Origin of the sequence: Streptomyces sp. H39-C1 (genome assembly GCF_027158125.1) — a bacterium.
Classification (GTDB): Bacteria; Actinomycetota; Actinomycetes; order Streptomycetales; family Streptomycetaceae; genus Actinacidiphila; species Actinacidiphila fildesensis.
In genome coordinates this window covers 1-26,080 of record NZ_JAPVLS010000113.1, presented here as the reverse complement: position 1 = coordinate 26,080, position 26,080 = coordinate 1, and the positions used below count along the sequence as shown (strand labels likewise).

Annotated in this window: 24 protein-coding genes and 2 pseudogenes; 12 read left to right on the top strand and 14 right to left on the bottom strand. The window is 71.2% G+C overall.

The genetic code is table 11. From position 1 onward, the window contains the following. Together O3W51_RS42025 and O3W51_RS42020 are read right to left on the bottom strand one after the other, a co-directional pair. The coding region (locus O3W51_RS42025) for an RNA polymerase sigma factor (RefSeq protein ID WP_269289044.1) at window positions 1-955 on the bottom strand (955 nt) is incomplete at its 3' end. 173 nt (window positions 956-1,128) lie between these two features. After that, on the bottom strand, window positions 1,129-2,061 hold the full coding sequence (locus O3W51_RS42020) for an oxygenase MpaB family protein (protein ID WP_244808978.1): 933 nt from the start codon (window positions 2,059-2,061) through the stop codon (window positions 1,129-1,131). A 96-nt stretch (window positions 2,062-2,157) separates the two neighbouring features. Between O3W51_RS42020 and O3W51_RS42015 the strand changes: the two genes are divergently transcribed. Beyond that, complete coding sequence (locus O3W51_RS42015; RefSeq protein ID WP_138353452.1) at window positions 2,158-2,796, top strand: TetR/AcrR family transcriptional regulator; 639 nt, start codon at window positions 2,158-2,160, stop codon at window positions 2,794-2,796. Window positions 2,797-2,806: 10 nt separating this feature from the next. Here the strand turns inward: O3W51_RS42015 and O3W51_RS42010 are convergent, their stop codons facing one another. The 3 genes from O3W51_RS42010 to O3W51_RS42000 all read right to left on the bottom strand — a co-directional run bounded on the left by O3W51_RS42010 (window position 2,807) and on the right by O3W51_RS42000 (window position 5,201). Then, the gene (locus O3W51_RS42010) at window positions 2,807-3,208 is read right to left on the bottom strand and encodes a hypothetical protein (RefSeq protein WP_138353451.1); all 402 of its coding nucleotides are present in this window, start codon (window positions 3,206-3,208) and stop codon (window positions 2,807-2,809) included. Between the two features lie 143 nt (window positions 3,209-3,351). Then, window positions 3,352-4,182, bottom strand: a complete 831-nt coding sequence (locus tag O3W51_RS42005) for a siderophore-interacting protein (RefSeq protein ID WP_138353450.1) — start codon at window positions 4,180-4,182, stop codon at window positions 3,352-3,354. After that, window positions 4,179-5,201, bottom strand: coding sequence for an ABC transporter substrate-binding protein (locus tag O3W51_RS42000; RefSeq protein ID WP_138353449.1), 1,023 nt, complete (start codon window positions 5,199-5,201; stop codon window positions 4,179-4,181). Before O3W51_RS42000 ends, O3W51_RS42005 begins: the two co-directional genes overlap by 4 nt. Before the next feature lie 53 nt (window positions 5,202-5,254). Between O3W51_RS42000 and O3W51_RS41995 the strand changes: the two genes are divergently transcribed. The 3 genes from O3W51_RS41995 to O3W51_RS41985 are packed head-to-tail and all read left to right on the top strand — an operon-like array spanning window position 5,255 to window position 8,216. After that, window positions 5,255-6,301 (top strand): FecCD family ABC transporter permease, encoded by a 1,047-nt coding sequence (locus O3W51_RS41995; RefSeq protein ID WP_138353448.1) that lies wholly within the window; start codon window positions 5,255-5,257, stop codon window positions 6,299-6,301. After that, on the top strand, window positions 6,298-7,332 hold the full coding sequence (locus O3W51_RS41990; RefSeq protein WP_198358976.1) for a FecCD family ABC transporter permease: 1,035 nt from the start codon (window positions 6,298-6,300) through the stop codon (window positions 7,330-7,332). Before O3W51_RS41995 ends, O3W51_RS41990 begins: the two co-directional genes overlap by 4 nt. Before the next feature lie 44 nt (window positions 7,333-7,376). Further along, complete coding sequence (locus O3W51_RS41985; protein WP_269289046.1) at window positions 7,377-8,216, top strand: ABC transporter ATP-binding protein; 840 nt, start codon at window positions 7,377-7,379, stop codon at window positions 8,214-8,216. A 23-nt stretch (window positions 8,217-8,239) separates the two neighbouring features. Here O3W51_RS41985 and O3W51_RS41980 read toward each other — a convergent pair whose 3' ends face one another. From O3W51_RS41980 to O3W51_RS41965, 4 genes and pseudogenes are all read right to left on the bottom strand, one after another. Then, window positions 8,240-9,766: a carotenoid oxygenase family protein gene (locus O3W51_RS41980; RefSeq protein WP_269289038.1), complete on the bottom strand. Its 1,527-nt coding sequence runs from the start codon at window positions 9,764-9,766 to the stop codon at window positions 8,240-8,242. A gap of 137 nt (window positions 9,767-9,903) precedes the next feature. Then, window positions 9,904-10,566: a hypothetical protein gene (locus O3W51_RS41975; protein WP_307811575.1), complete on the bottom strand. Its 663-nt coding sequence runs from the start codon at window positions 10,564-10,566 to the stop codon at window positions 9,904-9,906. 91 nt (window positions 10,567-10,657) lie between these two features. Next, a pseudogene (locus tag O3W51_RS41970) lies at window positions 10,658-11,365 on the bottom strand (ferritin-like domain-containing protein); the annotation flags it as partial. Window positions 11,366-11,700: 335 nt separating this feature from the next. Further along, entirely contained in the window at window positions 11,701-14,904 is a 3,204-nt protein-coding gene (locus O3W51_RS41965; protein WP_198358978.1) for a GH92 family glycosyl hydrolase, read from the bottom strand. 279 nt (window positions 14,905-15,183) lie between these two features. Between O3W51_RS41965 and O3W51_RS41960 the strand changes: the two genes are divergently transcribed. The 5 genes from O3W51_RS41960 to O3W51_RS41940 all read left to right on the top strand — a co-directional run bounded on the left by O3W51_RS41960 (window position 15,184) and on the right by O3W51_RS41940 (window position 19,924). Next, on the top strand, window positions 15,184-15,957 hold the full coding sequence (locus O3W51_RS41960) for an ATP-binding cassette domain-containing protein (RefSeq protein WP_138353444.1): 774 nt from the start codon (window positions 15,184-15,186) through the stop codon (window positions 15,955-15,957). Between the two features lie 23 nt (window positions 15,958-15,980). Continuing rightward, the gene (locus tag O3W51_RS41955; protein ID WP_138353443.1) at window positions 15,981-17,108 is read left to right on the top strand and encodes an ABC transporter permease; all 1,128 of its coding nucleotides are present in this window, start codon (window positions 15,981-15,983) and stop codon (window positions 17,106-17,108) included. Between the two features lie 69 nt (window positions 17,109-17,177). Then, the gene (locus O3W51_RS41950; RefSeq protein ID WP_138353442.1) at window positions 17,178-18,158 is read left to right on the top strand and encodes an ABC transporter substrate-binding protein; all 981 of its coding nucleotides are present in this window, start codon (window positions 17,178-17,180) and stop codon (window positions 18,156-18,158) included. A 183-nt stretch (window positions 18,159-18,341) separates the two neighbouring features. Beyond that, the gene (locus O3W51_RS41945; protein ID WP_244808979.1) at window positions 18,342-19,373 is read left to right on the top strand and encodes a LacI family DNA-binding transcriptional regulator; all 1,032 of its coding nucleotides are present in this window, start codon (window positions 18,342-18,344) and stop codon (window positions 19,371-19,373) included. A 383-nt stretch (window positions 19,374-19,756) separates the two neighbouring features. Continuing rightward, entirely contained in the window at window positions 19,757-19,924 is a 168-nt protein-coding gene (locus tag O3W51_RS41940) for a hypothetical protein (protein ID WP_187144744.1), read from the top strand. Between the two features lie 63 nt (window positions 19,925-19,987). Here O3W51_RS41940 and O3W51_RS41935 read toward each other — a convergent pair whose 3' ends face one another. Together O3W51_RS41935 and O3W51_RS41930 are read right to left on the bottom strand one after the other, a co-directional pair. Then, the gene (locus tag O3W51_RS41935; protein WP_232486000.1) at window positions 19,988-20,365 is read right to left on the bottom strand and encodes a hypothetical protein; all 378 of its coding nucleotides are present in this window, start codon (window positions 20,363-20,365) and stop codon (window positions 19,988-19,990) included. A gap of 118 nt (window positions 20,366-20,483) precedes the next feature. After that, window positions 20,484-21,544 (bottom strand): annotated as a pseudogene (locus O3W51_RS41930) (ABC transporter permease). Between the two features lie 132 nt (window positions 21,545-21,676). Here O3W51_RS41930 and O3W51_RS41925 point away from each other — a divergent pair. After that, window positions 21,677-22,045, top strand: coding sequence for a hypothetical protein (locus O3W51_RS41925; RefSeq protein ID WP_138353441.1), 369 nt, complete (start codon window positions 21,677-21,679; stop codon window positions 22,043-22,045). 144 nt (window positions 22,046-22,189) lie between these two features. After that, window positions 22,190-22,864 carry a M15 family metallopeptidase gene (locus tag O3W51_RS41920; protein WP_198358979.1) on the top strand — a complete coding sequence of 225 codons (675 nt, stop codon included), beginning with the start codon at window positions 22,190-22,192 and terminating at the stop codon, window positions 22,862-22,864. 37 nt (window positions 22,865-22,901) lie between these two features. Here the strand turns inward: O3W51_RS41920 and O3W51_RS41915 are convergent, their stop codons facing one another. Genes O3W51_RS41915 through O3W51_RS41905 form a run of 3 tightly spaced genes read right to left on the bottom strand, consistent with a single transcriptional unit; the run spans window position 22,902 to window position 25,081 of the window. Continuing rightward, window positions 22,902-23,867 (bottom strand): winged helix-turn-helix transcriptional regulator, encoded by a 966-nt coding sequence (locus tag O3W51_RS41915; RefSeq protein ID WP_138353439.1) that lies wholly within the window; start codon window positions 23,865-23,867, stop codon window positions 22,902-22,904. A 21-nt stretch (window positions 23,868-23,888) separates the two neighbouring features. Further along, on the bottom strand, window positions 23,889-24,680 hold the full coding sequence (locus O3W51_RS41910; protein WP_269289035.1) for a carotenoid oxygenase family protein: 792 nt from the start codon (window positions 24,678-24,680) through the stop codon (window positions 23,889-23,891). Beyond that, window positions 24,617-25,081 carry a hypothetical protein gene (locus O3W51_RS41905; RefSeq protein ID WP_269289033.1) on the bottom strand — a complete coding sequence of 155 codons (465 nt, stop codon included), beginning with the start codon at window positions 25,079-25,081 and terminating at the stop codon, window positions 24,617-24,619. Before O3W51_RS41905 ends, O3W51_RS41910 begins: the two co-directional genes overlap by 64 nt. Window positions 25,082-25,137: 56 nt before the next feature. On the opposite strand from O3W51_RS41905, the gene O3W51_RS41900 reads away from it, so the two are divergent. Beyond that, the coding region (locus O3W51_RS41900) for an acetyl-CoA acetyltransferase (protein WP_269289031.1) at window positions 25,138-26,080 on the top strand (943 nt) is incomplete at its 3' end.

Genomic DNA, 26,080 nt, shown 5'->3' with positions numbered 1-26,080 from the left:
CGGGCGCACCGCTCAGGCCGGTCTGATGCTGAACGGCTGTGTGCGGCACGGCCGCGTGCGGGACGGCCGCGTGCGGGACGGCCGCGTGCGGGACGGCCGTGTGCGGGACGGCCGTGTGCGGGACGGCCGTGTGCGGCGCCGCCGCCGGGAGTACCTGCGCGACCAGGCCGGCCGGTGGCACCAGCAGCGGCAGCCCGCCGAGCAGCCGGTTCATCGGCAGCAGTTCGCCGATCTGTCCGCCGCAGGCGGCGCAGCCGCGTACGTGCCGGGCCAGCCGCTTGCGCCACAGCGGGCTCGGCGTTCCGTCCCAGTCACGGGTGAGGGCGGCCAGTTCCGTGCAGCTGCCCGGATGCCCGACGTGGTGGAGCGCGCGCACCACCGAGCGGGCGGTCTCCATCTGTTCCTTCATCCGCTGGACGCGTACCGCGGCATGGCGCCCCGACAGGCCGAGGGCGAGGGTCAGTTCGGCCCGGTCGAGTTCACCTGTCTGTTCCAGCCACCACAGGGCGAGCAGTTCCTGGTCGTCGCCGTCGAGCCAGCGGGTGGCCTCGGCCACCTCCCGGCGCTGGTCGGTGAGGCGCAGCCGCAGGATCGTGAGCGCGGCGAAGTCGGAGCCGGGATCGGGCAGTTGCTCAGCGGCCTCCAGATCGGCCCGGCGATGGCGCGCGGCACGGTGCTGCTGCTCCAGGTCACGCACCTGATGGACGGCGATGGCGACCATCCAGGAGCGGAAGGACCGCGGATCCCGCAGATCGGGCAGCCCGCGCACGATCCGCAGCAGCGTTTCCTGGACCACGTCGTCGACGTCGCTGTGTCCGTTCAGCGCCCGTCCGACGATGTTGTAGACGAGCGGGACGCAGTCGGCGAGCAGCTCGTCCAGCGCCCGCCGGTCGCCGCCCCGGGCCGCGATCACCGTGCCGGTGTCCGGTCCGCCGCTCCGCTCGGTTCCTCGCATCGCGCTGTGCTCCCTGTCGTTCGCCCGTTGCCCCGCCCCCGCGCGCCGTCCGCCGGGATCGGCACTTGTCCGCCGTTCAGGAGACTCCCGCACGGCGACGGGACAACAGAAAACGCCGGGGTTCCCGAACCGGGGGCGCTGCCGCCCCAGTGTGCGGCAGGGAGCACCGGCGGTCACGCCCTGGGTCGGTCGCCCGGCATGTAGTGCTGCGGCAGGTGCCGTTCATCGGCCGGCGGGAGGTTGCGGAGCGGAGTGTGCACGGTGGGTGCGCCCAGCGGCAGCCGGCCGCTCTCCCGCCGCCAGCCGGCCCGCGCCCGGGGGTGGAAGCGGCGCTCGTGCGGCACAAGCCGCATGCCCCGGTTCACGAGATGTCCGAGGGCACGGAGTCTGCGCTCGTCGCGCGGCGTCCAGTCGTAGCCGAGCCGCTCCCGTACGGCCTGCGGATACATGCCGACCGTCATCCAGAGGGTCAGCCGGGCGAGGGGTATCCGGGCCACGTCCCACACCGGAACCGGCAGCAGACGCAGGGCGGGTGGTCTGGTGACCGCGCCCAGGTCGAGGACCTGCCGGGTGGGCTCGTTGTCCTCCAGCACCTCGGCGCACATGTGGCTCCAGTACGCCTGGAAGTCCTCCCAGGTCGCGGGAACGGGCTTCATGCTCACCCCGTACAGCGCGTACCAGCGCACATGTTCGTCGAAGAGCTGCCGTCGCTGCGCCTCGGTGAGCCCGCCGCCGAAGTACTCCGCGACATGCATGGTCAGGACGAAGAACGTCGCGTGCGCCCAGTAGAACGTGCCGGGGTTGAGTGCGTGGTACGGGCGGCCGGAGCGGTCCACGCCCTTGATCGTGTCGTGGTAGCCGCGGACGGTCCGCGCGGTCTCGGCGGCGCGCGGGCCGTCGTAGACGACGCCGCCGATCGGATAGAGCGAGCGGTACAGCCGCTCCCAGCGCTCCTCGAAGAAGCGCGAGTGCTCGGCGACTCCGGCGCCGAGTTCGGGGTGCATGTTCTGCATCGAGCCTGCCCAAGGGGCGAGCAGCAGGGAGCGCCAGTCTCCGAAGTACTTCCAGGTGAGTGATTCCGGTCCGAGCGGTAAGACGTCCGACACGGTGCACCTCCAACTGATGACGGGTGTCATCAGAATAGGATGCCCAGATTAGAATGTGCGGACGGGTGTCGTCAACACAGCTACGAGGAGACCCTGTTGAGCGATCGCACCTGGGGCGGCAGCACGCTGGCCGCCCGCCGTGAGACGCGCCGCGAGACGCTGCTCGCGACCGCCCTGAGCCTCGCCGGCGAGGACGGCAGCGCGGCCGTGACCGTCCGTTCCGTCTGCCGCCGCGCGAAGTTGACCGACCGCTACTTCTACGAGAGCTTCGCCGACCGCGACGCGCTGCTGCTCGCCGCCTTCGAGCGCGTCGCCACCGAGGCCCGCGCCACGCTCGCGGACGCCGTCGCCCGCACCTCGCCGGAACCGGAGGCCCGTGCCCGCGCCGCCGTCGAGGCGTTCGTCGCGCTCGTCCTGGACCACCCGCACAAGGGGCGGCTGCTCCTCCTCGAACCGTTCGCCGATCCCGTCCTGGGCGAGCACAGCCACCGATGGATGCCGTCCTTCACCGACCTCATCGACGGCCAGCTCGCGGACGGCACGGACGACTCCGGCCGCCGGATGACCGCCTACGCCCTGGTCGGCGGCCTGGCCAACCTGTTCGCCGGCCACCTCCGCGGCACTCTGGACGTCTCGCGCGAACGCCTCGTCGACCACAGCGTCCAACTGGTCCTCGCCGCCCACGCGGCGACCACCCGGCCGGACCGCACCGGCGCGCGATCCGCCAAGCTCTGACGGCGGTCCGCTATCCCGTCGTGCAGGCGACGGACAGCCGGCCCGCCGCGTCCGCGAGGGGCTTCACATCCGGGCCCTTACCGTCCTTGGCACGCTCCCTCGCGCTGCCGAGCGCGGCGGACAGATCGTCGAAGGCCTTGCGGACCTCCACATGGACGCTGTTGCCCCCGACCTCCTGGAGGTCCTTCTCCAGCTTGGACAGGGACGCGGAGGTGTCCTGGCGGCGGCTCTGCTCCGACACTTGGCCGATATTGGTGGCCGTCGACTGCAGGTCCTGCACATCCCCGGCGATCCGGGCGGCGATCTTGGCGCAGTCGAGCGCCTTGTCCATGCCGCCGCAGGCTGCCACCACGGGGACGGCCAGGAGCAGGGCGAGTACGGCGGCCCATGGGCGCGTCAACCTCTGGGGCATGTGCGGGACTCCTCACCGAGGGGCACGGCGGACTGCCCCCACCACTCTTGCACCGCTCACCTCGAACGGTACTCAAGTGCGCTGCCTCGACCGGCCGGAACGGGACACCGGACCGGTGCCCCTCCAGCGGCCGGGGCACCGGCTCAGGCAACCACCTCGGCGAGGAGCTCGTCCTCGGAACTGCCGCGCTTCCAGTAGCCGGTGAAGGTGATCGCCCGCCGGTCGAACCCGCGCTCGGAGACGAGATGGCGGCGCAGCGCCTTGACCGTCCCCGACTCCCCCGCGATCCAGGCGTACCGCGTGCTCCCGGGCAGTTCCGCCGCGCGCACCGCCTCCAGGACCGGAGGCGCGGCGTCGCCGATGAGCCAGGTCACCACGGTGTCGGCCCGGCTGGGCAGTTCGCGGCGGTCGTCCGCGTGCGGGATCTCGATCCAGACCTTCGCGGGCAGGTCGGGCGGCAGCCAGGCCAGGATGCCGGCGACGGCCGGCAGGGCGGTGGCGTCGGCCGTGAGCAGGACCGCGTCGGTACCGGGCGGCGGCCGGAAGTCGATGCCCCCGTTGTCCTCCTCGACCGCGCCGAGGATGGTGACCCGGTCGCCGGGGCGGGCGGCCTGCGCCCAGCGGGAGGCAGGACCGATGTCGCCGTGCAGCGCGAAGTCGACGTCCAGTTCGGCGGGCCGGCCGTCCGGCTCCCCCGCGTCGCGCAGTTCGGCGACGGTGTAGGTGCGCATGAGGCCGCGGACCTCGGGGTCGAGGGCACGCCAGGCCGTGAACCAGTCGGGGTCGGACGGGTCGGGCATGACCGGGGCGTCCTGGCCGCGCTGCGGCAGGAACAGCTTGAACCGCTGGTCCCGGCCGCCGGAGGCGAGCAGGGCCAGGTCGGTGCCGCCGAAGGTGACCCGCACGAAGTCGGGTGCGCGCCGGGCCGTCCGCAGGACCCGCAGCGCGAAGAACCGGAAGGGCAGTTCGCTCATGCGACCTTCACCGCCTTCTCGACCGCGGCGGCCAGCCGCTCGATCAGCGGGGCCGCGCCGGCGTAGGAGAAGCGCGGTTCACTGGCCCACGGGGTGATCTGGCCGGCCTTGACGGCGGGGAGCTGGGCCCAGGTGGGCTTCGCGGCGAGGTCCTTGGGCTGGAGCGCGGCCGTGCGGTCGTCGAGCAGGATCAGGTCGGCGGGGTACTTGTCGGCGTTCTCCCAGCTGAGGTTCTCGAAGAAGCCGCCGGTGACCTTGCCGGGCGTGATGATGTCCACGCCGAGGGAGCGGAAGTAGCTCAGGTCCGCGTAGACGCCGGGCGTGGAGACGTACAGCAGGTCGGCGCTGCCGGAGGCGGCGAGGACCTTGAGGCCGCCCTTGGCCTTGGCCGCGCGGCGCAGGGTCTCGGCGGCCTTCTCGAAACGGGCCTTGGCGTCGGTGACCTTCGCGGCCTTCAGGTCGGCGCCGAGGGACGCGGCGAGTTCGGCGTAGCGCCGGATCGGCTCGGTGAGGCTGACACCGGCGACGGTGAAGGCGACGCTCGGCGCCAGCGAGAGGATCTTCTTCTTGCTGTCGTCCGGCACGTACCACAGGGCGTCGGGCTGGTACATGTTGGTGACCAGCAGGTCGGGAGCAAGAGCCGCGTACTTCTCGACGTTGAACTCGCCCCAGGCGTTGCCCAGGACGGTCACCTTGGCGACATCGAGGTCGCCGGCCTGGGGATCGGCCTTGCCGTCCTTGAGCTTGGTGGGGCCGAAGACCCCGACGCACTCGACACCGAAGTCGTGCAGGGCGGCCGCGGCCGCGGTGAAGGCCACCACGCGCGCGGGGGTGCCGGCCGACTTGGCCGTCGCACCGCGGTCGTCCCGGAAGCTCCACGGTCCCTTGGCCCGGTCCGGCTCCGAGGTCGTTCTCCCGCCGCCGCCCCCGCAGGCGGCGACGAGCGCGCCCAGGCCGAGGGCGCCGCCCGCGGTGAGCAGGGCGCGGCGGGAGGGGGACGCGGAGCGGGGGGTGTGCATGGCGAGCGCTTCTCTCTCGGGGAGGTGATGTGAGGGTAGGCTAACCTAACTGCATGTTGGCAGACAGTCCCGCCCACGCACCGGCGGCCGAGAGAGCCGCCCCCCGGCGGCATGACGCGACCCGCGCCGCGGGGCTGCTCGCAGCGACCGGCGTCCTGGTGCTGATCGCGGTCGCGAGCGTCGCGACCGGCGCCAAACCGATCCCGCTCGACCAGGTCTGGCACGGGCTGTTCCACAGCACCGGCACGAGCACCGATGTCGTCGTCCGCGAACTGCGGGTGCCGCGCACCCTGCTCGGGCTGCTGGTCGGCGCCGGGCTCGGACTGGCGGGCGCCATCATGCAGGCGCTGACCCGCAACCCGCTGGCCGACCCCGGGCTGCTCGGCGTCAACGCCGGGGCCTCGGCCGCCGTCGTCTCGGCCATCAGCTTCCTGGGCGTCACCTCGCTGACGGGGTACGTCTGGTTCGCCTTCCTCGGCGCCGCTGCCGTATCGGTCCTGGTGTACGCGCTCGGCGGCAGCCGGGGAGCGACCCCGGTGCGGCTGGCACTGGCCGGCACCGCCCTCACCGCCGCGCTCTACGGCTACGTCAACGCCGTCGAACTGCTGGACACCGCGGCCCTGGACACCATGCGCTTCTGGACGGTCGGTTCGCTCGCGTCCGCGACCATGACCGTCGTCGCCCAGGTCGCGCCGTTCATCGGCGCCGGAGTGCTGCTCGCCCTCGCCCTGGCCCGCCCGCTCAACGCGATCGCACTCGGCGACGACACCGCACGGGCCCTGGGCACCTCGCTGACCCGGACCCGTGTGCTGGCGATGGCCGCCATCACCCTGCTGTGCGGGGCCGCGACCGCCGCCTGCGGGCCGATCGTCTTCATCGGTCTGATGGTGCCGCACATCGTCCGCTCGATCACCGGCCCCGACCTGCGCTGGACGCTTCCGTACGCCGCGATCCTGTCGCCCGTCCTGCTGCTCGGCGCGGACATCGCCGGCCGGCTGGTCGCACGCCCCGGCGAGCTGCAGGCCGGCATCATCACCGCCCTGATCGGCGGGCCCGTCTTCATCCACCTTGTACGCCGCCGAAGGATGGCCCAGCTGTGAGAGGTTCCGTACTGCGCTCCCGGGGCGGGCTGTCGGTCCGCCTCGACACCCGGGCCGCCGGTGTCGTCCTGCTGCTCGCCGTCCTGGCGGCGGCACTCGCGGTGGCGCTCATCGGCACCGGGGACTACCCGATGTCACCCGGTGAGGTGCTCAGCACCCTGACCGGGGGCGGCACCGCCGCCCAGGAGTTCATCGTCAACGATGTACGGCTGCCGCGCGTCCTGGTCGGGCTGCTCGTCGGCGCGGCCCTGGGCATCGCCGGCGCGGTGTTCCAGAGTGTCTCCCGCAATCCGCTCGGCAGTCCCGACGTGATCGGTCTCGGCCAGGGCGCCGCGGCCGGCGCGCTCACCGTCATCGTGCTCTTCCACGGCGGAACGTACGCCGTCACGGGCGGGGCCTTCGCCGGGGCGCTGGTCACCGGGACCGCCGTCTATCTGCTGGCGTGGAAACGCGGCATCCACGGGTACCGCCTCGTCCTCGTCGGAATCGGCGCGGCGGCCGTGCTCGGCGCGGTCAACGGCTATCTGCTCACCCGGGCCGACTACGTCGACGCCGCCCGCGCCGTCGTCTGGCTGACCGGGTCGCTCGACGGCCGGGACTGGACGCAGGTCTGGCCGCTGCTCATCACCTGCGCGGTCCTCGTCCCGCTGGTGCTCGGCCGCGGCCGGGCGCTGCGCATGATCGAGCTGGGCGACGACGCCGCGTACGCGCTGGGGGTCCGGGTGGAACGCACCCGGCTGGTGCTGATGTCCGCCGCTGTCCTGCTCACCGCGGCCGCCACCGCCGCCGCGGGCCCGGTCGCCTTCGTCGCCCTCACCGCGCCGCAGCTCGCCCGCCGGCTCACCCGCTCCGCCGGCCCCAACCTCCTGGCTGCCGCCTGCATGGGCGCCGCGCTGCTGGTCGGCGCCGACTGGGCGGCCCAGCGGCTGTTCGGCGACCGCCTGCTGCCGGCCGGCGTGGTCACCGGGATGCTCGGCGGTGGCTATCTGCTGTGGCTGCTGGTCACCGAACGCAAGGCGGGCCGGATATGACACCCGCGAAGAACACCGACAACCGTCCCGCCGGGAAGGACCCCATGCAGCACCGTGCCGAAGCCCCGCGGCTCACCGCCGAGGGCCTCACCCTCGCCTACGACGAGCGCGTCATCGCCGAGGACCTCTCGGTCGCGATCCCCGACGGCTCCTTCACCGTCATCGTCGGCCCGAACGCCTGCGGCAAGTCGACCCTGTTGCGCGCCCTGTCGCGGATGCTCAGGCCCACGGCGGGTTCCGTGCTGCTCGACGGGCAGGCGATCGGATCGCTCCCCGCGAAGAAGGCCGCACGGATCCTCGGGCTGCTCCCCCAGACCTCGGTCGCGCCCGACGGCATCACCGTCGCCGACCTCGTCGCGCGCGGCCGCTATCCACACCAGGGGCTGCTGCGCCAGTGGTCGCGGGACGACGAACGGATCGTCGACGAGTCGATGGCCGCCACCGCCGTCGGCGACCTCGCCGACCGCTATGTCGACGAGCTCTCCGGCGGGCAGCGCCAGCGCGTCTGGATCGCCATGGCGCTCGCCCAGCAGACCCCGCTGCTGCTGCTCGACGAGCCGACGACGTACCTCGACATCCAGCACCAGATCGAGATCCTCGACCTCTGCGCCGATCTGCACGAGCAGCAGGGCCGCACCCTCGTCGCCGTCCTCCACGACCTCAACCACGCCGCCCGGTACGCCACGCACCTCATCGCGCTGCGGGACGGAAAGGTCGTGGCCGAGGGCGCACCGCGGGACATCGTGACCGCGGACCTGGTGGAACGGGTCTTCGGGCTGCGCTGCCAGGTCATCGGCGACCCCGAGACCGGCACCCCGCTCGTCGTCCCCACCGCGCGCCGCACCCGTACGGCGGGTGCGGCGCCCGTGGCGGTGAGCGGCTGAGGCGGGGCCCGGTCAGGGTGAGGTCACTCGTCCGCGACCCAGCTGCCGTGGAAGCCGAGCGGCACCCGTGCCGGCAGATGGATGCGGGCGAGCGGCTTCCCGGTGAAGTCCTGCGCGGACAGGATCACCAGGTCGGACGCTCCGCGGTCCGGGTTGTGCACATACGCCAGCGTGTAGCCGTCGTCCTCGGCCGCCGTCGGGTGCGGATCGCAGCCGTGCCGGGAGACGAAGACCGCCTCACCGGCCGCGGCGTCCTTCGGCAGCCGGTGCACCTGTGAGGTGCCGCGGACCAGGTCCTGCTTGATCAGCGCGTTGCTGAACGACTCGTCGGGCGGGACGCCGTCGACCGTCTCGTAGGCCGTGAACATCGCGGCGGCCGCCGCCGAGTAGCCGTACCGGTGCCGCCGGGAGACCATCGTCTCGTTGACCCGGGGGAACTCCTGCGGGCGGTCGTCGAGTCGGGCGAACCGCACCTGGCCGTGCGCCAGGTCGATGGTCCACCGGTTCAGTGACGGGGTGCTGAACGACGAGGGACCGTCGGAGCCCCGCCCGTCGACGTAGAAGGGGGCCGGGTAGGTGGTGATGTCCACGACCACCGAGTCGCCCTCGTCGTAGGCGTTGAGGGTGTGCGAGTGGAAGTAGGGCGGCACCTCGAACCAGCGGATCCGCCCGCCGTCGCGCGGCAGCACCCCGACCCGTGACGGATGGTTGTCGTTCCAGATGTACGGCACCAGCTTGCCCGCCTCCGCGGCCACCGGGTCGAACGTGACGGGGATGTCGAAGATGATCACGTACTTCCTGGTGAGCGCGAAGTCGTGCATCATCGGGCTGTCCGCCACCGGGATCCGGGTGGTCCTGACCACCCGTCCCGCATGGTCGACCACGAGGTGCCGGATGTGGTCCCACGTCGGGTAGTAGGTGACGGCGTGCAGCTCACCGGCGTGGGCGTCGTACTTGGTGTGCGCGGTGTACGGGCCGTTCAACGTCCCGCCGAAGTCGTACGTGCCGACGGTGTTGAGTTCCTCGTCGAGCTCGTAGGGCAGCGGCCCGCTCTCCTGCAGCGCCAGCACGCGGCCCTTGTGCGCGATGACATGGGTGTTGTTCGCGAAGTCGTTCTCCGGAACCGGACCGTGGTACGGCTCGCCCAGCTTCTTGGCCACACCGGACGAACGGATCCAGCGGTTGCGGTACCACTCGGCTCGGCCGTCGCGCAGCCGGACGCCGTGCACCATGCCCTCGCCGAGCATGAAGTGATGCGCCCGGGGGTCCTCGAGACCGAGTACGTTCGGGCCGTTCCGCAGATAGCGGCCGTTCAGTTCACGGGGGACGCGGCCGGTGACCGGCAGGTCGAACGCCGTCACCTCCTTCGTCACCGGTGCGAAGGCCCCCTGGAGGAACGGGAAGCTGCTGCCGCCACCCGCCCCTGCCCTCGTCGCCGCGCCGGCCGACGTCAGCCCGGCGGACCCGCCGCCGACCAGCTGTGCCGCGAAACCCCCCGCCGCCACGATCGCCGCGCTGCGTACTACGTCCCGTCGAGTGTGACCCTTCATCGCTGGACTCCCCGTGCTCGCTCGTACTTGCTGACATGCACGAGTCTGCGACAGGAAGACGGCCAGGTCAGTGGGGTTGGGCACCCGGCGATGGTGGTGCCGGACCCCCTATCGGCGCGTGGGGTCCGAGCCCCGCGTCAGGCGGCGGGCAGGCGCCGGCCCGGACGGCGGAAGTGCTCGTACGGCGGGTGCGCCTTGAAGCAGATGTCGAACTGCATGCGGTGGACCGACGGGTCCGGCCGCAACTCCCAACTGAGCATGGAGACCAGGACCGAGTGGCCTTTGGGAACGTTCTCCTCCCGCAGCCCCCGTCCCGCCGCGAACTCGAACTGGGTGGAGGCCGAGGCGAGGACGTCCCGGCTGCCGGTCAGGAAGAGGGTGCTCGCGTGCACGGCGGGACGCAGCCAGTCCCGGTTCTCGTCGTCGTTCCTCCGCTCCAGCCAGGTGGCGTGGTCGCGGTTGGTCCGGGCCTCGTCGGTGCGCACGGTGACCGGTCTGCCGTTGACCAGCCTGCGCCGCAGCTCGGGCCACTTCGTGACGCGCAGTCCCAGCGAGTGATGGACCAGGACCAGGTCGACCCGGCCGCCGCAGCTCTCGATGAGGTTCTCGTACTCCCCCAGGGGCGTGCCTTTGCGCAGCGGCACATGCACGATCGTGCGGGGCGAGTACGCCGCGAACGAGAACAGCGCCGCGAGCCGCGCCAGCCCCTCATGGTCACCGATCAGACAGCCGTACCCGTCCGGATTGCCGAGCGCCGTGTGCCGCAGCGGTTCCCACGGCTGGACGACGCGGTACTCCACCGGCCCGATCCGGGGCCGGAACTCCCGCACCTTCAGCTGCATCCGTGGTCTCCCATGAGCCCAGACTGGCGCCCGGCGGCAATTCTCCGCAAGGCGATTTCGGCAGGATGTCGGCGACGACGTCCGAGGACGACCGCATGACATCGGCGATGAACCGGCGCCGCGGCAGCCCGAGATCGCGCAGCGCCGACCCGTGGTCCCAGGCGACGACGACGGTGGCACCGAGCAGCAGCAGCCGCCAGCCGGTCATCACGAGGACGCGCAGCGCCCCGGGCAGTACGCCGAGCGCCTCCCGCAGCCGCAGACAGTGGAACGGGACGTGCCGCCGCTCGTCCGCCAGGATCCGCGCCGCGACCTCGCCGACCAGCGGGTCCCCGGCGCCTTCGCTGACGGCCCGGTAGTACCGCAGGGCCACGACCTCGGCGATCATCAGGACCAGCAACTCAAGTCTCAGGCCGAGCAGTCTGCGCAGCCGGACGAAGACCGAGTCGCTCCAGTGGGCCGCGATGGTCGGCATCCCGCCCGCGCCGAGCAGCAGCGCCAGCAGTCGCGCGTGGTTCTGCTCCTCCGCCACGAACAGCCGGACCGCAGCGGCGTAGTCGCGGTCCCCGGCCTCGTCGGCCTTGCGGATCAGATTCGCTCCGTCGCCGTCCTCGCCGACCTGGAAGCGCTGCAGGCTGCGCGCGAGCGGCCCCGGCAGGCTCGCGCCGGCCGCCCAGTCCGGTTCGCCCTGTGCGCGCCGGCGCTCGATTTCGGCCTCGAATCCCCGTGTCCAGCCGGCGAATGTGGTCACGCTCATGCTGCCCCCGCTCATGCGTCATCTCCGGTGCGATGACGAGGAACATAACATTGAACGTGTTCAAATCCTATGGCGGACCGAACCCGGCACGCAGGAGGCATGACGCGGAGGCGGGCGTCGGCCGCAAAGGCGCGGGCGGGTGGACCACACCCCCGTGTTGGTCCCCCCGCCGGCCTGCCGACCCTTCCCCCGCTGTCCTGAAACGGTTGCTCGGTCGGCGGTGCCCAGCCTCATGGAGGGGGGTGGAGGCCGCAACTCCTTCCATCACGTTCGAAGTGAGGGCGCGGCGGAGCCCCGGTCGTCGGTCGACGACCGGGGCTCGGAAGGACGGTTGATCAGGTGCCGTAGACCTCGAATTCGTAGATCCGGGCCGCGGTGTCGGTGTTCTGGGTGGGCGTGATGACGGCGAGACGGGCGTAGCGGGCGGTGGCGGTGAAGGGGTTGCTGGTGACGTCGGAGGTGTTGCCGCGCACCTGGGCCACCGGGGTCCAGGTGGTGCCGTCCGTGGAGACCTGCAGATCGAAGTCCTTGGTGTCCCAGCCCGCCGACTCCCCGCCGGCGCCGGCGTGCCGCACGGTGATCGAGCTCAGCGCGTGCGATCCGCCGAGGTCGACCTGGAGGGTCTTGGTTCCGGCGGCGCCCGAGCACCACTTGTCGGTGTTGCCTCCGGAGACGCTGCCGTTGACCGCCTTGTCAGGTGTCTCGGTGGTGTTGCAGGAGGCGGACCCGGTGGCGGGCCGGTTCAGCGCCAGGTTGGCCGGGCCGCTGCTGCCGCCCCCGTAGACCTCGAGTTCGTAGATCCGCACGGCGGTGGCTCCGCTGTTGCCGGGTGTGGTGACGGCGAGTTTGACGTAGCGGGCCTGCCGGGCGGCGATGGTGTTGTACGTCCTGCTGGACCGGGAACCGGTGACGGTCGTCGCGGTGGACCACGTCGTGCCGTCGGTGCTGGTCTGGATCTGGTAGGCACCGGTGTTCCAGGCGGTGTTCTCGCCGCCCAGTCCGGCGTGCTTGAGGACGAACGAGGAGACCGTCTGCACGGAACCGAGGTCGACCTGCATCGCCGGGCTCGTCGAGTTCGTGCACCACTTGCTGTTGTTCTTCAGCGTGCCGTCGACGGCCTTGTCCGCCGACTCCGCCGCCGCGCAGGGGGTCGAGGCGGTGGTCACCGGCTTGCCCTGGGCGAGATTCGCACCCAGTTCGGGAGCGGCCGGGACCGAGGTCCCGCCGTCCTGGAAGGACGGCGGCGCGTCGTTGGCGCCGGTGCCCCAGGTGGCGCTCGGCGTTCCGCCCATCGTGTAGTTCAGCGTCCCGCCGCCCGCCACGTCCGGGTAGCGCAGGTAATTGTGGCTGGTGGACGTGCCGTTGACGCTCAGGCCCTGGACGTAGTTCCCGGAGCCCGAGGAGTTGATGGTGATGTCCCCGGCGGCCCGCTGGATCGTGATGGAGGGGAACGTCGGGCCGTGCACGGCGAGCGTGTCGGCGCCGGGGGTGGCCGGGTACATGCCGAGCGCCGCCCAGACGTACCAGGCGGAGGTCGCACCCAGGTCGTCGTTGCCGGGCAGTCCGCCCGGTCCGGTGGTGAACGACTCGGTCATCACCTTGCGCACCGCGTCCGAGGCGCCGGACGGGTGCCGGGCGTAGTCGTACGCCCACGGCACACCGTGTTCCGGCTCGTTGCCGATGTAGTAGTACGGCCGGCTCTGCCCGGCGTTGACCTCGGTGAAGTGGTGGTCCAGTCGCTGCACGGCGGTCTGCCGGCCACCCATCGAGTTGATGAGGTCGGCGAAGTCGTAGGTGACCATCCAGGTGTACTGGGCCGCGTTGCCCTCGGTGAAGGTGGACTGGCTGGCCGGGTCGAGGGGCCAGGGCCAGCTGCCGTCACTGTTGCGCGGGTGCACGAAACCCGACTCGGTGTTGAACGTGTTGCGCCACCACTGGGCGCGCGTCATGTGTGTGTTGTAGCTCGTCGTGTTGCCCAGCGACTTGGCGAACTGCGCCGTCGCGAAGTCGGAGGCCGAGTACTCCAGCGAGTCCGACGGGTCACCGTTGATGTAGTGCAGGCTGGTGAACGTGGACTGCCGGCCGCGGATCGCGGTGCCCTGGGTGGTACCGCCGTTGGAGGACTTCTCCATCAGTGTCAGCGCGGCGGCGGTGTCGAAGTCACGGGCGCCGAAGGCGTACATGCTGCTCACGATGATGGGTCCTGGATCGCCCGTCATCACGAAGTCCTCGTTCGTCTGCTGCGACCATTTGGGCAGCAGGCCGCCCTGCTGGCCGTCGAGGACCATGGACTTGGCGATGTCACTCGCCTCGGTCGGCGCGATCAGCGCGATGAGGGCCGCCCAGGAGCGGTAGATGTCCCAGCCGGAGTAGTTCTGGTAGACCGGGTGGGCGGAGTTGTGCACCGCCCCGTCGAAGCCGCGGTAGTCACCGTTGACGTCACTGGAGATGTTCGGGCTCTGGAAGACGTGGTAGAGCGAGGTGTAGAACTTCTGCAGCTCGGTGGCGCCGCCGCTGGAGACCTGGACCCGGTTGAGGATCTGGTTCCAGGAGGTGTCCGCCGCGGTGCGTACGGCGTTGAAGTCCCAGCCGTTGTTCTCCGTGGTGAGGTTGGTCTTCGCGTTCGCGACGCTGACGTAGGACAGGGCGACCTTGAACTGGACGTTCTGACTGGCCGTGGTGTCGAAGGTGACATAGGCGCCGGTGTTGGTGCCGTTGGCGCTCGCCGAGCCCGCGGTGACCGTGCCGCCGCTCCAGGTGCCGAAGCCGGTGGGGGCCTTGTCGAAGCGGATGTCGAAGAAGATCTGGTACGTCTTCGACGAGCCGCAGAAGCCGCCCGCGGTGACGCTGCCGCTGACCTCCGAGCCGCTGATCTGGACCGAGCCGCTGCGGTTGCCGGTGGCGCTGCGGCTGGTGTTGATCAACAGCCGGGAGGTGGTGCCGGCCGGGTAGACGAGCTTGCCCATGCCGGTGCGCGTGGTCGCGGTCAGCTCGACGTTGGTGGCGTACTTGTCCAGCCGGTTCTTGTAGTAGCCGGGCGCGGCGGCCTCGTTCGCCTTCGTGTAGCCGGACGCGTAGCTGGTCCAGCTGGTGCCGGGTGAGGCGCCGAGCGCTCCGGTGACCGGGAGCATCGGGAGGTCCTCGTTGTTCGAGCAGCCCGCACCGTCGAAGTGGGTGGCGCTGAAGTCCTCGATGGTGGTGTCCGAGGCGCGGTAGCCGGACGGTGAGGCGGTCGGGGTGTCCGGGCTCAGCTGGACGCCGCCGAACGGGACCACGGCGCCCGGATAGGTGCTTCCGCCGGCGCCGCCCGGCACCGGGTTGGGCGCGGTGCTGTCGTCGGTGCCGATGAACGGGTCGACGTACTGGGTCGGGTTGGACACGGCGGCGTGCGCCGGGGGCGAGGCGAACGCGACCGCGCCGACCGCGGTCAGCAGCAGGCAGGAGAAGGCCACACCGAGTCTCAGCAGCGGGGTCGCCCGTTCGGGTGGTGGATTGACGCCCGGGGCAGCACAGTGCCGGACGGAATGCGATCGGAGCACGGAGAACCACCTTGTCGTGGGGGAGGCCGCTCGCCGCGGGGCCAGCGTCCTGAAGGCACGGAGGATGCTCGAAGTGCATGTGAACGTTATCAATCGAAACAGGATTCTTGACGTGTCCCTGATTCCCTGTCAAGAGTGCTCACTGCGCCGCGAATCGCGAGATTGTCCGGACCTGGGCGGCTAAATCGCACCTGTGCGCAGAGTATTGACACGACATCAGGCCACCCCCACAATCCGGGAATCGCTGAGAACGTTACCAAGGCCCGGGGAGGCTTCTCGATGACAGAACCACTCCTGGAGGCGCGGGGGGTGACCAAGCACTTCGGTCATGTCCAGGCTCTCCAGGGCGCTGATTTCACCGCGTGGCCCGGCGAAGTCGTCGCACTCATCGGCGACAACGGCGCCGGGAAGAGCACTCTGGTCAAGACCTTGTCCGGCACCATCAGACCGGACGGCGGGCAGATCCTGGTGGACGGCGCGCCGGTGCGGCTGACCAGCCCGCTGGACGCCCGGCGGTACGGCATCGAGACCGTGTACCAGGACCTGGCGCTCGCCCCGGACCTGGACGCGGCGGCCAATCTGCATCTGGGCCGGGAGCTGTTCCGCGGCGGTCTGCTCGGACGGCTCCATGTGCTCGACCGGGCGGCGATGCGCCGGTCGGCCGTCGCGGCCTTCGCCGAACTCGGGGTCGATCTGCAGGATGTGGGCGTCCCCGTGGCGTCCCTGTCGGGCGGTCAGCGCCAGTCGGTCGCGGTGGCTAGGGCGGTCGCCTTCGCCAATCGGATCATCTTCATGGACGAACCCACCGCCGCACTCGGTGTGGTGCAGCGGGGGCGGGTGCTCGACACCATCAGGCTGGTCCGGGACCGCGGTATTGCCGTCGTCCTGATCAGCCACAACATGCCCGAGGTGCTGTCGGTCGCCGACCGCGTCGAGGTGCTGCGGCTCGGCCGCCGGGTGGCGCGGTTCACCGCCGCGCAGTCGTCGGTCGAGGAGCTGGTCGGCGCCATGACCGGGGCACTGGACCCGGCGTCGAACGGTGGCGCAGCGTGAAGTCGGAGACGGCGGGACAGGACATGACGGATACAGGAAAGCCGCGGCTGGAGAAGACGGGAGCCGGGGAGCCGGCGCCCACCGGGTCCCCGATACCGGCCGGGGACGGCTCGCCCGTGCCCGCGGAGGAAGGCTCGCCCGTGCCCCCGAGGCCGCGGTTCACCGTGCCGGGTTGGGCGAAGCGCATCGCGGCGGTCAACGAGGCCTGGACGTTCGGCGTCCTGGTCCTCCTGGTCGCCTTCTTCACCATCGCCGCGCCGGGCACCTTCCTCACCCAGTACGACATCACCCAGATAGCCACCAACGCCGCCATCTACCTGGTGCTCGGCGTCGGCATGACCTTCGTCATCATCGTGGCCGGGATCGATCTGTCGGTCGGCTCGGTCCTCGTGCTGGCCGCTGTGCTGTCCGGCGAGTACACCGTGCACCACGGCGGCGCCGAGTCGGGCTGGGGCACCATCACGGTCGCCGCGCTGATAGCCCTGGCCACCGGGCTGGTGTGGGGCGCGGTCCAGGGGCTGTTGGTGGCCAAGGCCAAGGTGCCGCCGCTGATCGTCACCCTCGGCGGCTTCGGCGCGGCCCTGGGGCTCGCCCAGATCATCACCGGCGGGCAGGACCTGACCGGGGCCGTGTCGGGCAAGCTGCAGCACAGCATCGGGTTCGGCAAGCTCTTCGGGCAGATCCCCTGGCTGGTGGTCATCGCGTTCGGCACCACGGTCCTGTTCGGCCTGGTGCTCGCCTACACCCGGTTCGGCCGCTACACGTACGCGATCGGCTCCAACGCGGAGGGCGCGCGCCGGGTCGGCATCGCGGTGGACCGGCATCTCGTCCTGGTCTACGCCCTGGCCGGACTGCTGGCCGGGCTCGGCAGCGTGATGTGGCTGGCCTACTTCGGCACCACGTCCATCGCCGGCCACTCCACCGACAACCTCAAGGTCATCACCGCGGTCGTGCTCGGCGGCGCCAGTCTCTTCGGCGGGCGCGGTTCGGTGCTCGGCACGGTGATCGGTGTCTTCATCCCGGCGGTCCTGACCACCGGCCTGATCATCATCGGCGTCCAGCAGTACTGGCAGGACGTCGCCATCGGCGTGGTCCTGGTCCTCGCCGTCTACCTCGACCAGTTCCGCAGGCGCAGCCGCGACCGCGGCTGACCGCGGTCCCCGCGCACTCCCCCTCCCCTGCTCCCCCTCGGGCCGCACCCTCACAGAAGGATCTCCGCCATGCACAGAGCCACGAAGTTCGCCGGATGCTGCGCGGTGCTGGCCGTGTTGGCCACCACCGCCGGCTGCAGCAGCGACGACAACGGGTCATCCGGCTCCGGGAAGAAGACCATCCAGCTGATCACCGGAGTCAAGAGCGACCCCTTCTACATCACGATGGCGTGCGCCGCCCAGGCCGAGGCCGCGAAGGTCGGCGTGGACCTCAAGACCAACGGCTCGGCGCAGTGGGACGTTGCGGTGCAGCGGCCGATCATCGACTCGGTCGCCGCCACCCACCCGGACGGCCTGCTGATATCCCCGGTGGACAGCACCGCGCTGACCCCCTCGCTCCAGCAGATCCAGGGCGCGGGCACCAAGGTCGTACTCGTCGACACCTCGGTCACCGAGGCCTCGGTGGGCGTCTCGCGGATCTCCTCCGACAACGAGGCCGGCGGCAAAGCCGCGGCGAAGGCCCTCGCGCAGCTGATGGGCGACAAGGGCTCGGCCATCGTGATCAGTGTCAAGCCCGGGGTCTCCACCACCGATGCCCGGATCAAGGGCTTCACCGAGGAGATGCAGAGCAACCACACCGGGATCACGCTGCTTCCGGTGCTGTACGACAACGACCTGCCGGCCACGGCCGCGTCGCAGATCCAGGCGACCCTCGCCGCGCACCCCGACCTCGGCGGCGTCTTCGCGGGCAACACCAACACCGCCCAGGGCGTGTCCACCGGACTGCAGGCCGCCGGAAAGCAGGGCAAGGTCAAGGTCGCCGCGTTCGACGCGGAACCCGACGAGATCACCGCGCTCAAGAACGGCACCCTGGACGTCCTGGTCGCGCAGGACCCGGGCGGCATCGGCACCCAGGGCGTCGATCAGGCGCTGGCCGCGATCCAGGGCAAGAAGGTGACCGCGCAGATCGGAACTCCCATGGTCGCCATCACCAAGGAGAACATGACCGATCCCGCCATCACCAAGTACTTCTACAAGTCCGCCTGCTGATTCCCGGGCCGGCGGCGGGACCTGGGGGTTCACCCGGTCCCGCCCCCGGTCCCGGCGGCATGGGTGGGTAACGTTGGCGCCGCCGGTGCCCGGACCGCACGCGGGGAGTGCGGAGGGTCCCGCCGGCCATCAACCACGCGTCGGATTCCGGCACCGCACCGGAACCCGTCGATGAGGAGGCCCGTGAAGCGCCCGACGATGAAGGACGTGGCCCGCGCCGCGGGAGTCAGTCCGATGACGGTCTCCCGTGTCATATCCGGCGAGTCGGCCGTGTCCCCGGACACCACGGCCCGAGTCGAGCAGGCGGTGCGGAAGCTGGGGTACCAGCGCAACGACAACGCGCGGAACCTGCGGTCGAAGAACCTGGGGACGTCCACCATCGGTCTGGTGGTGGACGATCTGGCGAACCCGTTCTACGCCCTGATGGCGCGGTCCGTGGAGGACGAGGCGCACCGGCGCGGCTATCTGGTCCTGGTCGGCAGCACCAACGACGAGCCGCGCCGGGAGCAGGAGGTCGTCGCGGCGTTCTGCGCCCGGCAGGTCGACGGGCTGATCCTCGTGCCGACCATCGGCAGTCACGGGTTCCTCAAGCAGCCCATGGAGGGCGGCACCCGGGTCGTCTGTGTCGACCGGCCCGCCAAGGGACTGGCGGTCGACACCGTCACCGTCGACAACCGCGCCGGGGCGAACCGGGCCGTCACCCATCTGCTGGACCACGGGCACACCCGGATCGCCTATCTCGGTGACCGGTTCGGCATCTGGACCCAGCGCGAGCGCTACGCGGGTTATCAGGAGGCCCTGGCGGCCCGGGGGGTGACGGAGGATCCCGAACTGGTGCGGCACGAACTGCGCTCCCAGCCCGACGCGGCCGCGGCGCTGGCGGAGTTGCGCGCCCTGCGCCACCCGCCGACCGCGCTGTTCACCAGCAACGACCTCATCACCATCGGTGTCATGGACGGTCTCGGCCAGGCCGAGGGCGGTCTGTTCGACCGGATCGCGATCGTCGGCTTCGACGACTTCCCGCTCGCCGAGCGGCTGAGCCCGCCGCTGACGGTGGTGAGCCAGGACCCGGTGGCGCTCGGCAGCACCGCGGCGAACCTGCTCTTCTCGCGGATCGACGGCGACCGCTCGGCGCCGCGTTCGGTGATCCTGCTGACCCGTTTCATCGTCCGCGGCTCCGGCGAGACTCCGGCCGCCGGGCGCAGGCCCGTCTGACATACCGGGTGTGGGCCGTACCTCACCGAGGCACGGCCCACACCGGTCCGCCGCCGGGCCCCCACCCGGATGACGGACGATCAGGCGGCGCATGCCCGGAACGCGGTGCGCTGTGCGCGCTCGCTCGGGCTGATGACACGCACGTCTGGTCCAGACATCTCCGACCCTACGAGCCGAGCCGCAGCAAGTCCATGACTTGACGCAAAACATCGATCGTTGCCCGCAAGGTTGAGAACCGGCCATACGCCGATGCATCGCCCTGCCACCAACTCGATCCCGCCGCGACGCCGTTCCGCCGCGCGGCGCCCCACGCACAGCCCTTGACGCCGGCCCGGGCCGTCCCCTAAGAATACGAACGCGACACGCGTTCATGTTTTGTGCCGGTGCTCGCAGGACGAGGCCGGGCCGGGGTGACGGCCGCCGACGCCGTCCTGCAACTGGCCTTCAGGACCGACCCCCTCGGCGATCCCGCGATGCTCGCCTCGGCCAAGCGGATCGTCACGCTCTATCTCTCCGATGTGGTCACCGACCCGGCGTATCTGCGCGCCTGAGAACCGGGTCCAGGTCGCGCGCCGCGTACGCGACGCCGGGACCGGACCCGGAACCGACAGCGGTCAGGGCTCGTGCGTGTAGAAGATGTAGTACGAGGCAGCCGCGGCCGCCGCCCCGAAGAAGATGCCCATGCCGACGCACCTGAGGATGCTCTCGTCGGTCAGGCTGTGCAGGAATCCGACCGAGCAGCCGGTCAGCGTCCCGTAGGCGGCGGCACGCAGCTCGCGCGGCAGCGCCTTCTGCGTTCTGCCGAGCAGGAAGCACAGCACGGCCAACGCGAGACCGGCCACCACACCGAGCCCGATGTCACCGGCGGTGAGCCCCTCGCCCCCGCGCGCGATGAAGACCGCCCAGACGCCGTAGATCACGCCCAGCGTCACGGGCAGTGCCACCCCGAGCGAGCCCTGGTGCCGTACCGGCACGGTTGTGGAAGCGGCCATGACGGAACTCCTTCCGCTGTCTCCCTCCAGGTCACACCCGCACGCCCCGCACGGCAAGTGGATCAACGACCACCCCCGGCGCGACTGCCCTGACGGGCCCGCGGGAGTCCGGGAACCGCTAGGTGGCGGCCGGCGCGGTGGCGTGCAGGGGGTTGTGCTCCCGGCCGCCCGAATGGCGGTTCCGCCAGACAGTGAAGACCGTCACGGCCACCGTGCTCCAGGCGATGAGCACCAGGTACGGGAAGACGAACTGGTGCCCCGCGAAGTAGATGGCGTTGTGCTGGGCGTTCACCGAGGCGCCCGGCGGCAGCCACCGGCCGATGTGCCCCAGCGGGGACGGCAGCAGCGGCCAGGACACCGCGCCGCCCGACGACGGGTTGCCGAGCAGCACCATCAGGCCCCAGGTCGGGATCATCGCCCACCGCCCGACGAGCGTGTTGAACATGGTGAAGACCATGCCCGAGGTGAACATCGTCAGTGCCAGGATCAGCCAGGACTGCGCGAACGGCAGGTCCAGCACGCCCAGCGGCCAGTCCACCACCGCGCAGATGACGAATCCGCCGAGGGCCGAGTACAGGGCGGTGAACGCGATCCGCTCCCCCGCGTTGAGCGCCCTGGCGTGCACACTCAGCTGGATCGCCCCGACGAAGCCGATGATGACGGCGGCCAGCGAGATGTAGAACAGCGCGAGCCCCTGCGGGTCGGTGGACTGCAGCGGTCTGATGTCCCGCACCGTCACCGGGGTCCCCAGCACGGCACCGACCTTCGGCGCGGCGGCCGTCAGCAGCCGGGAGACCGACGCACCGGCCGCACCGGACGTATCGAGCCGCACCGCCGCAGGTCGGAGCTCGATGATCGCGAAGGCCTTCTGGTCTTCGATGGCCCCGACCGCCTGGTCGTAGGTCGCATAACGCCGTACGACGAGCGAGGCGCCGAGTGCCTTCTCCATGCCGGCCACGAACGCCTCGCCCTTGTCGGAGTTCCCCGTCACCGCCGTGGGAATCCGGTGCGGAGTCGGGTTGGCCATCGCCTAGCAATAAGACCCCCGGCGAAGAGCCCGGCCGCCGCCGCCACGATGAAGACCAGCACCACAGCAGGAAGAAACGGCGACCGCTTGAACGCCCTCCACCCCTCAGAAAGAGAACGCGCCCTACCCTGCGCACCGTGCTCGGCTTCCATACCGCCACGCTAGGCGCGACCGCAGCCCACGCACCCGCTGGAGTGGGCCAAGCGGGACTCACCGGTGCGCGGATCGAACGGACCCGCGCACCGGTCACGCGGCACCGGACGCAGAGCGGCGGCTGACTGCTGATGGGATCGGCTCCCGCCGACCGAGCGGGCGGCGCGGCGGCGATCGAGGAGACCGGCTTCGAGCTGGGCAACGTGCTCGGCATCGTCTTCCTCGGAAGCCTGGCCACGGTTTTCCACCACGGCAATCTCGTGGTCCCGGCCGGTGTCCCGGAGAGCGTGGCGGAGACCGCCAAGGACTCGCTGGGCGAGGCGGTCGTGGCCGCCGGACAACTCGGCGGGCCGGAGGGCACCGCGCTCACGGAAGCCGCCAGGACCGCGTTCACGGACGCCTTCGACACCACCGGATGGATCGCCGCCGCGGTCCTCATCGTGTCGGCTGCCGCGGTGATGGTTCTGGCGCCCGCCACCAGATTCCGCGGCGGCCACTGAGGCAGCCGCTGAACGGGCCCGGCCCCGGCCCGACCGGCTCCGCGCTGGGCCGTTCGGGTCACCGCGGCCGGGTGAGGTGCGCCGCACGGGCGACCCGGCCACCGCAGCCGATTGACCACCGGCCTCCCTGGTACCCCTCCTCCCATGCGACCTTCTCGAAGCACGGCCCACCGCCTCGGGGCGCTGGCACTGACCGCCGCGCTTCTCGGCGGCTGGCCCCAGGCGACCGCGTCCGCCGCGCCGGAACCGTCCCTCGACGCCACCGTCGAGGCCGTCCCCATGGAGAAGCTGGTCGACACCTACCGCGCCGGCTGCCCGGTGGGACCGGACGACCTGCGGCTGATCCGGATGAACTACTGGGGCTACGACGGGACGGTGCATGCCGGCGAACTGATCGTCCACAAGAACGTCGTCGATCCCGTGGTGGCCGTCTTCACCAAGGCGTTCGCGGCGCGTTTCCCCATCGCGCGGATGCAGGTGATGGCCGACTTCCACGGCGACGACGAGGCCGCGATGCGGGCCGACAACACCTCGGCCTTCAACTGCCGCCAGGTCACCGGGGATCCGGGGACGGAGTCGCAGCACTCCTACGGCGACGCCATCGACATCAACACCGTCGAGAACCCCTATGTCGACGTCAACGGCCAGGTCCACCCCAGCGACGCGGCCGAGTTCCTGAACCGCGACCGGTCCGTACCGGGGATGATCCGGCCGGGCGATGTCGTGCACAGCGCCATGCAGGCCATCGGCTGGCAGTGGGGCGGCCGCTGGGACAACCCCGACTACCAGCACTTCTCCCGGAACGGCCGAAGCCTGTGACCGGCCGGGGTCGAGCGACGCATGAGGACCTGACCCGTCACCTGGCCCGGGCCGGGACGGCCGCGGCCGGTTCTTCGCCGATGACCTGTACGTCGCTGTCGCACAGCACCTGACGGCATCCGTCGCACAGCAGCCCCGGCGCGAAGTCCGCGCCGCAGCCCAGGTGGGTGGAGAGCAGGGCCGGTCCCTCGGGGGCCAGGAACCAATGCTGGCCCCAGTCGATCAGGGTCATCACGACGGGGAAGAAGGCGCGGCCCTTCGCGGTGAGCCGGTACGAGCCGCGGCCCGGTTCGCCCGGCAGGGCCTCCAGCACGCCCAGCGCGCAGAAGGTCCGCAGCCGGTCGGCGATCATCGCCGGCGGGGCGCCGAGCCGCTGCTGGAACTCGCCGAAGCGGTGCGCGCCGAGGAACGCCGCGCCGAGCAGCCCGACCGACCAGCGGTTGCCGATCAGGGACATCGTCTCGGGGAACAGCCCGGCACCGCCCTCCGCGCCCGCGGCGCTGCGCCGCCGGGTGGCGCCCGACGGGATGGAGCGTCCGGCGGCTCCGCTCGGGCCGAGAACGCTGCTCACGTCGCGCGGACGCACCGGCTGCTCGCAGCCGCCGCACACCATGACGGGTTCCATGTGCTGCCCGCAGCCGCGATGCCGCATCCACGGCAGCCGCTCGCTGTGGGCGTCGACCCAGCGGTACTCCCAGCCCCAGATCGAGACCAGCACCGGCCGGATCTCCCGCCCGCGCGGCGTCAGCTGGTACGCGTAACGGACCGGCCGCTGCTGGTACGCATCGCGCACCAGCAGCCCCATGTCGGTCAGCCGGGCGAGCCGGGCGGTCAGCACCGCGTTGGAGATCGGCAGCCGGTCGTGCCAGTCCTGGTACCGGCGGACGCCCTGCAGCGCGTAGCGGAGGATCAGCAGCGTCCACTCGTCGCCCAGCAGGCCGAGTGCCACCGCGATCGCGTTCTGCCCGCCGGGCGGCAGCTCGGTCGGTGCGGCGTCGTCCACTCGGCTCCTTCCGCGTTCGCGTTACAGCATGCTCTTCCCGTCGTGCCAGCCCGGCAGCGCGGAGCCGGCCGCCCACGTCGAGTGCGTTCCGCTGGAGATCCGTTCCGGCAGCCGCACCCGGGCGATCGGCCCGTCGGTGAGGCGCGCCGCGTCGAAGACGAGGCACTCGGAACGATCGGCGTTCACGTCCGTCGTCAGCGTAACAAGGTAGCCGTCGTCCTCCGCGGTCGCGCCGGGGCGCGGGGCCATCGCCGTCTCGCTGCCGTACACGCCCTCGGGCAGCGCGTACCGCTCCTCGCTCCCGGTGTGCAGATCGTGCTTGACGATGCCGTCGAAGAGGAACCAGCCGGGACGCTGGGTGGCGGCGTACGTGTAGCGGTACGGCTGTCCGCCGAGGTTCGGGTTGATCATCCCGAACTCGGTGAACCGCTCGCTGAGCCGCTCCTCCTTCACCTGCCCCGTCACCAGGTTGAGCCGCCAGCGGTGCAGCCGGGTCTCCATCCGCTCCAGCGCCAGGAACCGGAACATCCGCTGGTAGACGCCCTCCCCGCGGGGGTCGGCCGGTTCGGGGCAGCCCTGGTGGAAGCCGTCGATGACGATCTCGTCGCCGTCCTCGTAGGCGTTGGCGAAGTGCAGGACGTACGTCGGGTCGGCCTCGAACCAGCGGACCTCGGTGCCGTACCGGGGGACGACCCCGAAGCGGCTCGGCAGGTCGCGGTGGAAGCGGGAGGCGTACTTGCCCTGGGCGATCAGGGCCAGGTCCCAGAACAGCGGGAAATCGTTGAGGATCGCGTAGTTCTCGGTGAACGCCATGTCGTGCGGCAGGCGAGGGCCGGGCAGCGGGACGTCGGTGAGGTGCTCTCCACCCCGCCGGCCACCGCGGTCCGCAGATCGCCGGCCCGGATCCGGGCGGCGGTCTGGGCGACCGCGTCGATACCCGAGGCGCAGAAGCGGTTGACGGTGCCGCCGGGAACGCTGTCGCCCCAGCCGGCGAGCAGCGTCGCGGTTCTGGCGAGGTTCGCGCCCTGTTCGTCCACCTGGGACGCGGTGCCGATGACGACGTCCTCGACCAGCGCGGGATCCAGCCCCCGGTCGGTGAGGGCGTGTTGCAGGCCCACGGTGAGCTCGACGGGGCTGATGCCGTGCAGCGCGCCGCGCGGGGAGCCCTTGCCCCGTGGGGTGCGTACGTAGTCGAGCACGTAGACGTCGTCCATCGCGGTCCCTTCTCCGAGTGACTCTGTTAGTTGTAGCATCGCATCGGAGGTGACGGATGAACACATGGGTGCTGGGCGGTCATCAGACGGATTTCGCCCGCAACTGGGCGCGGGCCGGGCTGGAGTTCTCCGATCTGGTGCGGGAGGTGGTCGACGGGACACTGGCGGACGCGGAAGTGGAGCCCGAGGACATCGGCGTCATCCACGTCGGCAACGCCTTCGGCCAGCTCTTCACCGGCCAGGGCCAGCTCGGCGGGATGCCCGCGACCGTGGAGGACCGGCTGTGGGGTGTGCCCGCCTCGCGCCATGAGGCGGCCTGCGCCTCCGGCGGGATCGCGGTGCTCTCCGCCATGGCCGATCTGGAGTCGGGCCGCTACGACTGCGCGCTCGTCATCGGCGTGGAGTTGGAGAAGACGGTGCCCGGCGACGAGGCGGCCCGCCACCTGGGCGCGGCGGCCTGGACCGGGCACGAGGGCCAGGACGCGACCTTCATGTGGCCGTACATGTTCTCCGCGCTCGCCGACGAGTACGCGGCGCGGTACGGCCTGGACGACGCCCATCTGCGGGCGATCGCCGAGCTCAACTACCGCAACGGGCGAACCAACCCCAAGGCGCAGACCCGCGACTGGAAGCTCACCGAGGCGAGCTTCACCGCCGACGACCACGCCAATCCCGTCATCGAGGGCCGGGTGCGCCGCCAGGAGTGCAGCCAGATGACCGACGGCGGCGCGGGCGTCGTCCTGGTCTCGGACCGCTGGCTCGCGGACCACGCGCCCGCCGGGCGGCGCGCGCGGAAGCCCGCCAGAATCGCGGGATGGGGACACCGCACGGCCGGACTGCCGCTGCGACAGAAGACCGACCGCAGCGCGGGGGAGCCGTACGTCCTCCCGCATGTGCGCCGGACGGTGCTCGACGCCTTCGGCCGGGCCGGAATCGGTGGCATCGACCAGGTCGACGGGCTGGAGACGCACGACTGCTTCGCCATGTCCGAGTACATGG